This is a genomic window from Mesorhizobium comanense (assembly GCF_005503535.1).
GTDB lineage: Bacteria > Pseudomonadota > Alphaproteobacteria > Rhizobiales > Rhizobiaceae > Mesorhizobium > Mesorhizobium comanense.
In genome coordinates, this window is the sequence record NZ_SCNN01000021.1 from 85,326 (window position 1) to 99,267 (window position 13,942).

Sequence of the window (13,942 nt, forward strand, 5' to 3'; positions counted from 1 at the left end):
GGTTTCTCTGCCGAATGAAATTCGGCCATTATGCGGATATGTCGAACACTGATCAAGCCGTACCATTGCCGGCAGCGGCGCGCGCGCCGATCCCTGCCCTGGCCTACCTGTTGACCGGATGCATTGCCGTGATCGGCTCCAACTCACTGGTGCTTGGTCCTATCGCGCCCGCCGTTGCCTCGTCTTTCGCCACCAGCGTGCCGGCGGTCATGATGGCGGCGGCCGCCTTTGGGCTCGGCACCTCGGCAAGCGCCCTGTTCCTGGCCCGCTATATCGACCGCATCGGCGCCCGGCGCATGCTGCAGGCGGCGTTGCTGACGCTGGCCGCGGCGCTGGTCGCAAGCGCGCTGGCACCGGCGGTGATAGCCTTGGTCGCGGCACAGCTTCTCGCCGGCATTGCCGCCGGCATCGCGATGCCGGCAATCTATGCCAGTGCGGCGGCCATTGCCCCGCCCGGACGGGAAAGCGGCACGATCGGCGTGGTGCTGACCGGATGGACGCTCAGCATGGTGGCCGGTGTTTCCCTGTCGGCGGTGCTTGCCGACCTGGTGCATTGGCGCGCCGTCTTCGCCGCCGTCGCGGTGCTTGCCGCCCTGGCCTGGACGGGACTGACGATGACCTCGCTCAGCGACGCCAGAAAGGACGGGCCGGCGCCCGCCCCGCTGGAAGCGCTCAGCATTCCCGGCATCATTCCGCTGCTGGTGGCGTGCGCCGCCTTCATGACCGCTTTCTATGGCGTCTATGGCTATCTCGGCGATCACCTTCATGTCGGGCTGGGAGAGCCGGTCAGCGCCAACGGGCTCGCAGCACTTGCCTATGGCCTTGGCTTCGGCACGGCCGCCCTGCTCGACGGCGTCATCGACCGGCTGGGCGCGCACCGCGTCATGCCCTTCGCCTATCTTCTCGTCGCAATCGTCTATGTGGCGATTGCCGCCGCGAGCAACAGCTATGGCCTCACCCTCGCCATGGCCGCCGCCTGGGGGCTTGCCAATCATTTCGGACTGAACGTGCTGGTCACGCGCCTCTCGGCACTTGATCCGTCACGGCGAGGCACGATCATGGGGCTGAACAGCGCGGTGACCTATCTGGCGGTGTTCGTCGGCACCACCGGTTTCGGGCCGCTCTATTCCAGCTTCGGCTTTGCCGTCTGCGCGATGGTCGCCGCACTGCTCATGCTGGTTGCCGCATCGGCGGCGGCGTGGCGCAGCCGATAGAGTGATCCTCTCGTCGCATTGCTCCAGTCGATGGAACGTGATTGGCCACCAGCCGCCATCGCGGTTGACAGCGGCATGGCTATCCTCACATACAGAGCCGTTAATGTTCTCAGGGCGGGGTGAAAGTCCCCACCGGCGGTAAGGGCCTCAAGCCCAAGCCCGCGAGCGCTTTCCGGTTTGGAAAGGTCAGCAGATCCGGTGTGATTCCGGAGCCGACGGTTAGAGTCCGGATGAAAGAGAACGAACGGAAGACGGACCGCTCCGGCGGGCCGCATTTCGTATCGTGCGTCCTGATTCTGGTTCGAAACGGAAGGATGGACCCATGAATCAGCATTCCCACAAAGACTATGAAACGACCCGCATCGCCGTCATCAGGGCGCGCTGGCACGCCGACATCGTCGACCAGTGCGTGCAGGCTTTCCAGGCGGAGATGGCGCAGTTTGGCGGTGAACGCTTCGCCGTCGATGTCTTCGACGTGCCCGGCGCCTACGAAATCCCGCTGCACGCCAAGACGCTGGCGCAGACCGGCCGCTATGCCGCGATCCTCGGCACGGCCTTCGTCGTCAATGGCGGCATCTACCGGCATGAGTTCGTCGCCAGCGCCGTCATCGACGGCATGATGCACGTACAGCTGTCGACCGGCGTGCCGGTGCTTTCGGCGGTGCTGACGCCGCACAATTATCACGACAGCGCGGAGCATCACCGTTTCTTCTTCGAGCACTTCACGGTCAAGGGCAAGGAAGCGGCCAAGGCCTGCGTCGAAATCCTCGCCGCCCGCGAAAAGATCGCTGCGTGAAGCGCTGATGTCGGGGTGGAAATCCCGGTAACAGACTGTAGTATCTCGGGAAATACCGAGTTCGGGAGGATGCCGGTGCAGACCAAGAAGATCATCAATGACGGCAACCGCGCCGTCGACGAGATGCTCGAAGGGGTCCTCGCCGCGCATCCCCGCCATCTCAGGAGCGCGGACGGCAGTCCGCGCTCGATCATTGCCCGCGACGGGCCGCGCGCCGGCAAGGTCGGGCTGGTGATCGGCGGCGGCTCCGGCCATGAGCCGACCTTTCTCGGCTTCGTCGGCAAGGGGCTGGCGGACGCGGCGGCAATCGGCAATGTCTTTGCTTCGCCGCCGCCCGATCCGATCCTCGAATGCGCCAAGGCGGTCAGTGGCGGCGCCGGCGTGCTGTTCATGTACGGCAACTATGCCGGCGACGTGATGAATTTCGACATGGCGGCCGAGATGGCTGCCATGGACGATATCGAGGTGCGTACGGTGCTGACCACCGACGATGTCGCCTCGGCGCCGCGCGACCAGCGGGACAGGCGACGCGGCGTCGCCGGCAATTTCTTCGTCTTCAAGGCGGCGGGCGCGGCCTGCGACCTCATGCTCTCCCTCGACGAGTGCGAGCGCATCGCGCGCAAGGCCAACGACCACACCTTCACCATGGGCGTGGCGCTGTCGCCCTGCTCGCTGCCGCAGACGCGGCGGCCGAATTTCGACATCGGCACCGACGAGATGGAAATCGGCATGGGCATCCACGGCGAGCCCGGCATCGCGCGCGGCAAGCTGCGGACGGCGGACGAGATCGCCGACGAGATGCTGGACAAGATCCTCGCCGAGATGGCGCCCAGGCACGGCGACAAGGTCGCGGTGCTGGTCAATTCCCTGGGGTCGACCCCACTGATGGAGCTCTACATCATGAACCGGCGCGTCATGCAGCGGCTCGATGCGATCGGCGTTTCGGTCCACGCGACCTGGGTCGGCAATTACTGCACGTCGCTGGAGATGGCCGGCGCCTCGGTGACGCTGTTTCATCTGGATGACGAGTTGCAAACGATGCTCGACCATCCCTGTGAATGCGCCATGTTCCGTGCCGGCTGAGGAAACATGTAGATGACGGGCATCGGCACGGCGGACCTGAAGAAAATGTTCGATGCCATCGCGGCGGCAATCGAGGCCGACAGGGATCGGCTGTGCCAGCTCGACGGCGTCATCGGCGACGCCGACCACGGCATCGCCATGGCGCTGGGCTTCAACGCGGTGCGCGATGCACTGGCGCCGCTCGATCTTTCAGCGATCGAGCCGACCGCGCTGCTCAACATGGCGGCGAAGTCATTCCTCAACGCCGTCGGCGCCTCGTCCGGCCCGCTCTACGCGACGGCCTTCATGCGCGCGGCGGCCGCCGTCAAGGGCAAGGCGACGCTCACGGATGCGGAATTCGTCGCCCTGTTCCAGGCGATGGCGCAAGGCATCAAGGATCGCGGCAAGGCGGAGCTCGGCGAAAAGACGATGGTCGATGCCTGGCAACCGGCGACCGAAGCGGCCGCCGCCACGCATGCCGCCGGCAAACCCCTGGCCGAAAGCCTTCAGGCTGCGCTGGCCGCCGCCGAGCGCGGCGCGGAGGCGACCAAGGACATGGTCGCTGCCAAGGGCCGCTCGTCGCGGCTCGGCGAGCGATCGCTTGGCCACATCGATCCGGGCGCGGCGTCGGCCGTCACCGTCATCGGCGCCATGGTGAAGAGCCTCGGCTGAGCCCTGCGCCCGAGCAGCCATCGGGCGGCGCGGCGTTGCAAGCAACTGGTGGGACGCTCCGATCGGAAGCGCCCCACCGTCCATTGCCGGATTTCAGCCGCCCCGGCGCGACCTACAGCTTCAGATCGAAGTTGATCTTGAAGGCATGACCCTGGGCCTCCCTGGCGATCTGCCCGGAATAGGATGCGCCAAGCGTCGCATTGGACGACAGGGATACATCGAAGCCGGCTTCGATCGCCAGTGCATCGCGCGCGATCGGCACGCCTGAAATGGTGAAGGACGCTCCGCTGTTGAAACCCAGATCGGAGGTCGGGCCGACCTCGCCATAGGCATGCTGCCAGCCCAGCATGCCATGCAGGGCCGCCTTGGTCGTCCCGGTGTCCAACTGGCTCGAAGCGCGGACGCCGAATGTCGAGAAGGTGTTTTCGGTCGCCATTTTCTGTGCCGTCAGCGCCGAAGTCGTGCCGCCGGTCTCGGCAAAGCCATCCGTGTTCAGATTGACATAAGCGAGATTGGCAAAGGGCTCGAAGGCATTGCGGCCGGCGTCGAACCGGTAGGAAAGCTCGCTGAAGGCCTGCGCCGTCGCGGCATTGTAGTCCGCCGAGAGGCTCTCGCTGAAGGCAGGGAAAACCACGTTGCGCCGGGTTTCGATGTCATGCCAGCCATAGATCGCGCCGGCGCGGAAGCCGACCTGCCCCAGCTGCGTGCCGGCATAGACGCCGAGATTGTAGTTGTCGCTCGAGCCCGATGAGGCACGATCGGCAACATCGAAGCTAGAATGGCTGTAGCCGCCAAGCACACCGAGCCGCCAGTTCCCGACAGGTGCGTCCGCGCCACCAACGAACCCTGTAGTGTTGCGGCCGAACGCGGCGGCATCGCCGAAGCCCTTCGTATCGCCGGTCATCGTCAGCGCCTCGCTCCAGATCACGATGCCATCGGCGTTGGCCGGGCCGGCATGGATGCCGCCGGCATCGATGCTGGCGGTCGTCAGGACGGGAGCGGAGACGGCATCGAAGGCGGATTGCAGCCTTCGGTTCGCAGCATCCCGCGCGAAGCGGCTGTCATCGACAAGCGCGCCGTTGATGTCGGCATGGATCTCGCCGGACAGCGCGTTTCCGTAGGGGCGAAGATAGCGATAGAAGCCGACGGCCTCCACGGTGGGGTCACTCTCGAGCGCCTCCCGGTTGAGGATATACATCGACCAGCCGTCCTTCGTCTGGTTGAAGGAAAGCCCTTCGACCTCCTGCTCGCGGCCGATGTTCAGATTGCCCAGGACCTCGACTTTGCCGGTCTTGAGGTTGGCCCGGTAAATGGTCTTCTCGTCATTGTCGGTGGAGAAATACATCCAGCCGTCGAGAAGCTTGCCGCCCTGCGCCTGGTCGATGGTCTGCGACAGCGGGATGTATTCCTTGAAGCTCCAGTCCGACAAATTGTAGACGGCCAATTCTGTCGCGTTCCCATAGGCCATGCCGTAGCCGAGGCCGTTCTTGGCGTCGACTGCAACCCAGCTGGCGATGTCATGGGTCCCGTTGGGCGGGTTGAGCGAAAAGGCCTGGCCGGTGTAGCTCATGTCGCTGGCGCGATAGATCGCGAAAACCGGGTGGTCATATTTACCGCCGGTACTCGGATCGCGCTGGCTCGTGTCCAGCGAAATGTAGAGAAGCCCATTGGCATAGTCGATATCGCCAATATGGTTCAGCCCCATGCTTGAGAGTTCGGACGGAAGCTTGAGAACGTCGGGAATGGCGGGCGAAACGGTCAGGGACGGATTGTAGTTCTTGTCCGTGCGCTCGAGGATGTTGGTGCCGGAGAAGTACCAGTTGGTGCCATCGGTGGTCACGCCCTGCTGCTTGGACGTTATGGCGCTGCCGGTAAAGGTCGTCTTCTCGACCATGATCCACGGCTCGACGGCAAAGGCAGGCGCCGATGTCAGAGTAAGGGCGCTGGACAGCAAAAAGCAGGAAGTTATGGTTTTCGGAATGCAGGCCGCACGCTCAAGAGCGGCTTTGCTGATCTGATCAATCATTTTGGGAGGCATTTCTGGCGCGTTCCTGTTGGTGTGTATGATCGACGGCTCGACGCGCACGCCATCGACCAACGACGGCGATGCGCTGTCGGCGGTGGCAAGACTCGAGATTTTGTGGCTCTTCGGTGTTGTCTGCGCTTCGGTTCGTCGATCGCTCTGGCGGGAGGTTCAACGATGTGCTCACTAGGGTGAGCACGTGACAATCGTATGAATAATGGGAATAGTATGAAGAATCCGACGACCTTTCTCCGGGCACCCCGAATGGCGTCGCGCGGCGCTGGCGCATCCCATTCCGGCCTTCATGCCAGGCTGCTCAACGAGATCGGGCTGAGCATCGTTCGCGGTGAGCTGATCCCCGGCGATCAGCTACCGAACGGCGACGACTGGAGCGCCTCCTATGGCGCGAGCCGCACCGGCTTGCGCGAGGTCGTCAAGGTTCTGGCGGGCAAGGGCATGGTGGAAATGCGCCCGCGCACGGGGACCCGGGTGCGCCCGCGCAAGGACTGGAATTTTCTCGACCCCGACGTGCTGCTCTGGCGTTTTGGCTCGAGAACGACGGCGGAGGAGGCCCGCTCCCTGTTCGAGCTTCGCCGCGCCATCGAACCGACGGCCGGCGCGCTGGCAGCGGAGCGCGCCAGTCCGGAACAAATCGCCGAGCTGAGGACAATCCTCGAAGAGATGGAAAACGCCGGCGACGACGGCGAACGCTTCGCGATACCGGACCTGGCCTTCCACCAGGCGATCCTGCACATGTCGGGCAACGAACTGATCGGCTCGCTCGCCGCTCTTATCGAGACCGCTCTGGTGATAAGCTTCCGGCTTTCGGACGACAATCCGGATGGCCAGCGCCATTCGCTCGGACTGCACCGGCAGATTGTCGAGAATATCGAAAAGCGCGATCCCGCGGCCACCAGCAAGCTGCTGGTCGAGCTGCTGGATGGCGCTGAAGGCGATGTGCGGCGCTCCCTCGCCGCAAGGCTCGGCAGGCAGAAATAGAAGCCGCGCGGCCTGCTTTGCCGCGCGCGAAAAGGGTGAACTCGCCTGTGACTATAGCGCGGGCGAGCCTTTGAGGATCATGCGGGTTTTGCCGCGTCGAGCCGGTTGATCGCCTGGACGTTGCCGGCCGACGGACCTTTCTCGTCGAATTCGGAAGCAAGCCAGGTGTCGACGATCGCCTTCGCCAGTTCCGGCCCGATGACGCGCGCTCCCATGGTGATGATCTGGGCGTTGTTGGACTTCGCCGCGCGCTCGGCCGAATAGGTGTCGTGGGTGAGCGCGGCGCGGATGCCCGGCACCTTGTTGGCCGAGATCGAAACGCCGATGCCGGTGCCGCAGAACAGGATTCCGCGATCGTTCTCGCCATCGACGATCGTCTGAGCGAGTTTCTGTGAGAGGTCGGCATAGAAGCCGGACTGGCTGAGGTCGCTGACGACAAGGCCGGGTTTGGTGGCGAGATGGGCTGATATGACATCGAGTAGCGGCTTGCCCGCGCTGTCGGCTCCGATGGCTATTTTCATGGTCGTGGTCCTTCCTGACATTTGGGTGCGTTGTTTTCAGATCGCCGCCGAAGCACGGCGCAGGATGTCGATGTAGCCTTCGGCCTGCCAGGCCGAGCGACCGATGAAGAGCCCGTCGATATGGGGCTGGCCGATCAGTTCGGCGGCGTTGCCGGGATTGACGCTGCCACCATAGAGCACCGGCGGTGTCGACGGCAGCAGGCCGCCCGCGACCTTCTTGATCAGCGCCTGTTGCTTGTCGGCATAGTCTGAGCTGGCCGGAATCCCCTTGTCGCCGATCGCCCAGACAGGCTCATAGGCAAACAATATCCTGGCCGCCCTCGCCTCGCTTTCGAGGAACTGCAGCGCGCCTTCGACCTGAGCGGTCAGCACCGCATCGGCACCGCCACTCTCGCGCTCGGCCAGCGTCTCGCCGACACAGATCAGCGTCGTCAGCCCGTGCGTCACGGCGGCCGCCGTCTTCAGGCCCACCATGCGGTCCGTTTCGCCGAAATGCTCGCGCCGCTCGCTGTGGCCGAGTTCGACCAGATCGAGGCCGCAGTCGTTCAGCATCACCGGGGAGATTTCACCCGTCCAGGCGCCGGCGTCGGCCCAATGCATGTTCTGGGCGCCGACCTTGACCCGCGTCGCGGCCAGCGCCTGCTTGACCTGCCGAACCGCCGTGAAGGGCGGAATGACGAAAGGCTGGATACGCTCGTCAAATCCGGGGACGAAGGCGGCCAGGACCCCGGCGAAATCGAGCGCTTCGGAGAGCGTCTTGTTCATCTTCCAGCTTGTACCGACCCAGTAAACCACGCTTACTCTCCTTGATCCTCAATCCTGAAACGCGACGCGCTTCAGGCCTTGTCTCAATGCTCGTCGCCCTGCCAGACCGGGGTCATGAGCGAGATGCATCAGCTGCCGACCACCGTCAGCGACACCTCAGCCGCATCCAGCGCCGTGCGTATCCCTGGTTCGGGCTCGCGTCCGGTGAAGACGGTGTCGAATGCCCTGAGATCGGTCAGGAAGTGCAGCGCCGTGCGCCCGAACTTGCCGTGGTCGACGAGCAGATATTTGCGGGTCGCCGCGGCCATCATCAGGCGCTTGCTCTGCACCACCTCCTGATCCTGATGGAAAGCGGAAGCGCCATGGATGGCGGAGGAGGACAGGAAGGCGACATCGGCGCGCAGCGACCGCAGCGAGGCCTCGGCCAGCAGGCCGAAGAAGCCGTGGAACTTCTTGCTGTACTGGCCACCGAGCGCGATGAGGTTGATGCCTCCGGCACCGGCCAGGTCCTGGATGACAGCGAGATTGTTGGAGATCACCGTCAGCGGCCGCAGGTCGCTAAGATGCCGTGCGATGCCGCCCGCCGTCGAGCCGTCATCGATGATCACGGTCTGGCCGGGCTCGATCATGGCGACGGCCGCCGCCGCCAGGCGCTGCTTTTCCTCGGTCGCCTGCTTTTGCCGGTAGCGGAAATCGCTTTCGAAAAGACTGCTTGGCTGGATCGAGGCGCCGCCGCGCACCTTGCGCAGGAAGCCGCTTTCCTCGAGTTCATCAAGATCGCGATGCACGGTCATCCTGGAGATGCCGAAGCGCGCGGCAAGGTCGTCGACGCTCGCCGCGCCGGCGTCCATCAGGAAATCCATGATGCCTTGCCGCCTGGTATCGCTTTTCATTGCCGCCGACGTCGAGTTTGGCTCAGTGAGCCGGCCTAGGACATAACAGACATCATCGCAAAAGTATCAGGATTTTTGTGATAATGAGATAATTTTTTGAGACATTCTCCGCCTTCTTCATCGCGATGCTGTAACAAGAATTGCGGCCGGGACGGTCTGTCACGGTTGCGGTTGCGCGGAATTCCGGCCAGAAGCATGGATGGGCCGAACGATGCGCGGGCGGCCCGCAACCACAGGCTTTGAAACAGATACGGGAGACTATTCGTTGGCTCGCATCACTCTGAGACAATTGCTCGATCACGCCGCCGAACACGGCTATGGCGTGCCGGCCTTCAACATGAACAACATGGAACAGGGCCTCGCCATCATGGAGGCGGCGGAGGAGACCAAGTCGCCGGTCATCCTGCAGGCAAGCCGCGGTGCGCGCGCCTATGCCAACGACGTGGTGCTGGCCAAGCTGATCGATGCGCTGGTCGAAATCCATCCCGATATCCCGGTCTGCATGCATCTCGACCACGGCAACAACGAAGCCACCTGTGTCACCGCCATCCAGTACGGCTTCACCTCGGTGATGATGGATGGATCGCTGAAGGAAGACGGCAAGTCGCCGGCGGACTACGCCTATAATTCCGGCATCACCCGGCGCGTCGTCGACATGGCGCATTGGGGCGGCGTGTCGGTGGAAGGCGAGATCGGTGTGCTGGGCTCGCTCGAGAGCGGCGGCGGCGAGCAGGAGGACGGCCACGGCGTCGAGGGCGCGATCAGCCACGACCAACTGCTGACCGATCCCGAACAGGCGGTGCAATTCGTCAAGGACACCCATGTCGACGCGCTGGCGGTGGCCATGGGCACCAGCCACGGCGCCTACAAGTTCTCGCGCAAGCCCGATGGCGCGGTGCTGGCCATGAACGTCATCGAGGAAATCCACCGCCGCCTGCCGAACATGCATCTCGTCATGCACGGCTCGTCTTCCGTGCCGGAGGATCTGCAGGAGATCATCAACAAATATGGCGGCCAGATGAAGCCGACCTGGGGCGTGCCGGTGGAAGAGATCCAGCGCGGCATCAAGCACGGCGTGCGCAAGATCAATATCGACACCGACAACCGCATGGCGCTGACCGGCGCGATCCGCAAGGTGCTGACCGAGAACCCTAGCGAGTTCGATCCGCGCAAATATCTGACGCCCGCCATGGCGGCGATGAGGAAGCTCTGCAAGGAGCGCTTCGAGCAGTTCGGCACCGCCGGCAACGCGCCGAAGATCAAGCCGATCCCGCTTTCGGACATGGCCAAGCGCTACAAGTCGGGCAGCCTCGACCCGAAATTCGGCTGAACCCAGCCGAATTGAACCCTCACTTCAATGGGCGGGAACCGGAGCGGCTCCCGCCCATTGTCTATCCGGCGTTCGGCAACAGGCTCAGCCTGCCGGTATCGATGAACGGCGCCCAGTAGTCGACCGACTCGCGGATCATGGCTACGACCTGATGGTCGACCGGTTCACGCTCCCGAAACGACAGTTCGAGGCAGATTTCGTTATCAGTGCCGCCGCCGCGCCGCACCGTCTCCAAAAGCTTTTGCGGCGTGATGCGGCCATCCTTGTTGTGGGCCGACGTGAACGGCCAGTGACCGCCCTTGTTCATCGATGACTGCTTGATGTGGATGATCGGCGACTTCCTGGGAAAGGCCTCTGCCCAGGCATAGGGATCGATGTCGGCAGGGTTGCTGGAGGTCACGTCGCCATGATCGATGTCGACCATCATCTGCAGCGGAATGGCCATGCCACAGGCGTCGATCGCACCCTGCAGCAGCCGGCAGTTCTCGATGGTGTGGCCGAACTCGCGGCCGACCGACATCGGCTCCCAGAACAGGTAGTCCAGGCCCGCCGCGCGCGCGTGCTCGGCGACCTCGCTCCAGCAATCCAGCGCGATGTCGACCAGCCGCGCCCGGCGCGCGGCGTCATCATAGTCCCGATGGGTGAAGATGGCGAATTGCGTGCCCATGCCGACGGCGCCCAGTTCGGCCGAGATATCGGCGAAGGTCTTGAACCAGTCGACATAATAGCGGCGCACATCGGCGTCGGGATGGCCGAAATGGTTGAGCCGGCCATAAGGGCCGGTCATGCCCGAGGTGACGCGCACCCCTGTGCGCTTCAAGGCGTTGCGGAACAGGCGGATGAATTTGACGATCGTCGCCGCCGGCCAGCCCGGATTGACGAATTCATGCGTGAGCTGCACGTCCCGGATACCGATCTCGTAAGCGATGGTGTCGATCAGGTCGTCGGGTGCCGCAAAGCGGTTGACCAGCGGATTGGTGTTGAGGGAGAGCGTGAAGGCCAAGCCGCTATCCCTCCCCGCGCCATGATTGGACGGTGAAGAGAGGGGCGCTCATTGCAGCGTCGCCTCTTCGCGGTTGAGTTGCTGGCGGTATTTTTCCGCGTCCCAATTCAGCAGTTCGGCATTCTCCTTCGGGCTGAGATAGTTGACGCGCGCCGCCTCGTCGATGCGTGCGGTGACGTCGGCAAGGCAGCGCGCCATCGCCTCCGCGCCGGCATTGGCGTCGCGGCGCATCAGCACACCCTTGCCGGGAAAAAGCATGGATGTCGGCGCGACGGTGGTGCGGGCCACGACATCGGCCGCGTTTTCTGCTGGCCCCGCAATCACAGAGCCGACGCCAAGGAAAATCACGTGATCCGGATAGAGGCTGCCGGAAGCGGCGATCCGGCAGTTGGCGAGATCGGTCGCGACGGCGTGAGCAGCCGCCGAGGCCGGAAGCCGGTAATCACTGCCGGCGGCAAGCCTCAACAAGGCGTCGAGATCGGGCGGCGGCGTCGGGCGCGGCCGCCGCGTAAGCAGCCCGGTCACCCGCTGCAGCAGCAGCGCCGCTTCGGCGACCGTGTCGGCCGCGACCACCAGGCCGTGATTGCCGAGAACGAGCACGTCGGTCGCGGGCTTCAATCGCTCGGCGATCGCCTGCGCCAGCGGCAGGCCAGGCCGGCGATAGGGGACGAAGGCCCAGTCAAGGCCGCGCAGCCGCTCTTCCAGCAAGGCTTCGGCATTGGCCTGTACGGCGATCGAGATCGTCTCGACGCAGTGAACGTGTACGACGATCTTCTGCGGCAGCAGCGCATGCACCGTCGTCTCAATGGACGGCCGCAACTGGCGGGGGTTGAGATCGGCGAGCGTGAACTGCGCGGCCTTCTCCGCCGCCGGGCTGCGCTGCGCCACGGCATCGAGCAATGGCGCCAGCGCGACCGGCACCATGATCTCGCTGTCGCGCGCATTCTTCAGCCAGGTGCCGGATGCCTTGATCCACAGCACGCCATCCCGTTTCATGGAGGTGTTGCCACCGGCGCCCTGGACCAGCAGCGGGTCCGCGCCGATGCTCGCCGACAGGCAGCGCAGCATGCGGAACTCATTGGCGCCGGCATCCGGGAAATGTGTCATCAGCCCGCCCTCGCCAGCCGGTTCGAACACCAGTGCTCGAAAGCCGCCCGCTCGCCCAGAGACAGATGCAGGCCGTGCTTGGTGCGCCGTTCCAGAATGTCGGCGGCCGTGACGGCCCATTCCCGCTCGAAGAGGTAGCTGGCCTCGCGCTCGAAGAAATCCTTGCCGAAGCATCGGCCGAGTTCGTCGAGCGAGCGGGCCGCTCCGACCAACAGCCGCGTCCGGGTGCCGTAGAGCCGGCCGTAATGTTTGAGCAGCGATGCCGGCATCCAGGGATACTCGGCTCCCAGATCGCCGAGGAACTGCTCGAAATCGGCATTGGCAACATCGCCGCCGGGCAGATGCGCCTTGGCCGTCCAGGGTTTGCCCATGCGGGGAAAGAACGGCGCGATCCTGTCCAGTGCATGTTCGGCCAGCTTGCGGAAGGTGGTGATCTTGCCGCCGAAGACGGAAAGCAGCGGCGCTTGCCCCTCCGGCGCGTCGAGTTCGAAAATGTAGTCGCGGGTCACCGCGCTCGGATTGTCGGCATTGTCGTCATAGAGCGGCCTGACACCGGAGAAGGAGTAGACGACATCGGCGCGCGCCAGCCCGCGCTTGAAGTAACGGTTCACCACCCTGATCAGGTAGTCGATCTCGCTCTCATCCGCGCTCACGTCCTCGGGCCGCCCGTCATAGGGGATGTCGGTGGTGCCGATCAGGGCAAGATCGTTCTGGTACGGGTTGATGAAGATGACCCGCTTGTCGCTGTTCTGGATGAGATAGGCCTGCCGGCCCTCCCAGAATTTGGGCACGACGATGTGGCTGCCCTTGACGAGGCGGACGTTGCGGGTCGAATTCTGGCCGGCCACGCGGTTGACGATGTCGTTGACCCATGGACCGGCGGCGTTGATCAAGGCGCGCGCCCGAACCTCCGTCCTGACGCCGCTCCTGCCGTCGCGCATCTCGACCACCCAAAGGCCGTTCTCGCGGCGCGCGGCGGTGCAGGCGGTACGGGTAAAAACCCTGGCTCCCCGCTCGGCGGCATCGAGCGCGTTGATGACGACGAGGCGGGCGTCGTCGACCCAGCAGTCGGAATATTCGAAGCCGCGCTTGAAGGCTTCCTTGATCGGCGCACCCTCGGGCGCGGTGCGCAGGTCGAGCGTGCGGGTGGCCGGCAGCCGCTTGCGGCCACCGAGATGGTCGTAGAGAAACAGGCCCAGCCGCACCAGCCAGGCCGGCCGGTCGTCGGGGCTGTGCGGCAGCACGAAGCGCATCGGCCAGATAATGTGCGGCGCCGATTCCAGCAGCACCTCGCGCTCGATCAGCGCCTCGCGAACCAGGCGGAATTCGTAATATTCGAGATAGCGCAGGCCGCCATGGACCAGCTTGCCCGAGCGTGAGCTGGTGCCTTCGGCCAGATCGTCCTTCTCGCACAGGATGACCGAGAGGCCGCGCCCGGCGGCATCGCGCGCGATGCCCGCGCCATTGACGCCGCCGCCGATGACGAAAAGGTCGACGATTTCGCTACCGCCGTTCATCCGATATTCGCCCCGCTGCGGGATTTGCGCTCCATGGCCG

At 64.4% G+C, this 13,942-nt stretch carries 13 protein-coding genes and 1 riboswitch; of the genes, 6 read left to right on the forward strand and 7 right to left on the reverse strand.

All coding sequences use genetic code 11. The annotated features are described in order from the left end of the window. Positions 1–38 precede the first annotated feature (38 nt). The 4 genes from FFS37_RS27740 to dhaL all read left to right on the forward strand — a co-directional run bounded on the left by FFS37_RS27740 (position 39) and on the right by dhaL (position 3,744). A complete protein-coding gene (locus FFS37_RS27740; RefSeq protein ID WP_137934169.1) occupies positions 39–1,214 on the forward strand; it encodes an MFS transporter in 1,176 nt (391 codons plus the stop codon). Positions 1,215–1,315: 101 nt separating this feature from the next. Then, positions 1,316–1,460, forward strand: a riboswitch (FMN riboswitch). A 76-nt stretch (positions 1,461–1,536) separates the two neighbouring features. After that, positions 1,537–2,010 carry a 6,7-dimethyl-8-ribityllumazine synthase gene (locus tag FFS37_RS27745; protein ID WP_137934170.1) on the forward strand — a complete coding sequence of 158 codons (474 nt, stop codon included), beginning with the start codon at positions 1,537–1,539 and terminating at the stop codon, positions 2,008–2,010. Between the two features lie 75 nt (positions 2,011–2,085). Continuing rightward, complete coding sequence (locus FFS37_RS27750) at positions 2,086–3,093, forward strand: dihydroxyacetone kinase subunit DhaK (protein WP_137934171.1); 1,008 nt, start codon at positions 2,086–2,088, stop codon at positions 3,091–3,093. 12 nt (positions 3,094–3,105) lie between these two features. Next, positions 3,106–3,744: a dihydroxyacetone kinase subunit DhaL gene (gene dhaL, locus FFS37_RS27755; protein ID WP_137934172.1), complete on the forward strand. Its 639-nt coding sequence runs from the start codon at positions 3,106–3,108 to the stop codon at positions 3,742–3,744. Between the two features lie 112 nt (positions 3,745–3,856). Here the strand turns inward: dhaL and FFS37_RS27760 are convergent, their stop codons facing one another. Beyond that, on the reverse strand, positions 3,857–5,638 hold the full coding sequence (locus FFS37_RS27760) for an autotransporter outer membrane beta-barrel domain-containing protein (RefSeq protein ID WP_171026448.1): 1,782 nt from the start codon (positions 5,636–5,638) through the stop codon (positions 3,857–3,859). 393 nt (positions 5,639–6,031) lie between these two features. Between FFS37_RS27760 and FFS37_RS27765 the strand changes: the two genes are divergently transcribed. Beyond that, positions 6,032–6,766 (forward strand): FadR/GntR family transcriptional regulator, encoded by a 735-nt coding sequence (locus tag FFS37_RS27765; RefSeq protein ID WP_232375787.1) that lies wholly within the window; start codon positions 6,032–6,034, stop codon positions 6,764–6,766. A gap of 77 nt (positions 6,767–6,843) precedes the next feature. Here FFS37_RS27765 and derI read toward each other — a convergent pair whose 3' ends face one another. The 3 genes from derI to FFS37_RS27780 form a co-directional block, all read right to left on the reverse strand. Then, entirely contained in the window at positions 6,844–7,287 is a 444-nt protein-coding gene (gene derI / locus FFS37_RS27770; protein WP_137934175.1) for a D-erythrulose-4-phosphate isomerase, read from the reverse strand. Between the two features lie 36 nt (positions 7,288–7,323). Next, positions 7,324–8,082, reverse strand: a complete 759-nt coding sequence (locus FFS37_RS27775; RefSeq protein ID WP_137934176.1) for a triose-phosphate isomerase — start codon at positions 8,080–8,082, stop codon at positions 7,324–7,326. A gap of 98 nt (positions 8,083–8,180) precedes the next feature. Continuing rightward, complete coding sequence (locus tag FFS37_RS27780; protein WP_137934177.1) at positions 8,181–8,945, reverse strand: DeoR/GlpR family DNA-binding transcription regulator; 765 nt, start codon at positions 8,943–8,945, stop codon at positions 8,181–8,183. A gap of 265 nt (positions 8,946–9,210) precedes the next feature. Here FFS37_RS27780 and fba point away from each other — a divergent pair, with 265 nt between their 5' ends. Next, positions 9,211–10,275, forward strand: a complete 1,065-nt coding sequence (fba, locus tag FFS37_RS27785) for a class II fructose-bisphosphate aldolase (protein ID WP_137934178.1) — start codon at positions 9,211–9,213, stop codon at positions 10,273–10,275. Positions 10,276–10,336: 61 nt separating this feature from the next. Here fba and FFS37_RS27790 read toward each other — a convergent pair whose 3' ends face one another. The 3 genes from FFS37_RS27790 to FFS37_RS27800 are packed head-to-tail and all read right to left on the reverse strand — an operon-like array spanning position 10,337 to position 13,902. Further along, on the reverse strand, positions 10,337–11,278 hold the full coding sequence (locus FFS37_RS27790) for a sugar phosphate isomerase/epimerase family protein (protein ID WP_137934179.1): 942 nt from the start codon (positions 11,276–11,278) through the stop codon (positions 10,337–10,339). Positions 11,279–11,326: 48 nt separating this feature from the next. Further along, positions 11,327–12,385 carry a class II aldolase/adducin family protein gene (locus tag FFS37_RS27795; protein WP_171026449.1) on the reverse strand — a complete coding sequence of 353 codons (1,059 nt, stop codon included), beginning with the start codon at positions 12,383–12,385 and terminating at the stop codon, positions 11,327–11,329. Further along, positions 12,385–13,902, reverse strand: coding sequence for a glycerol-3-phosphate dehydrogenase (locus FFS37_RS27800; RefSeq protein WP_137934181.1), 1,518 nt, complete (start codon positions 13,900–13,902; stop codon positions 12,385–12,387). Before FFS37_RS27800 ends, FFS37_RS27795 begins: the two co-directional genes overlap by 1 nt. Positions 13,903–13,942 lie beyond the last annotated feature (40 nt).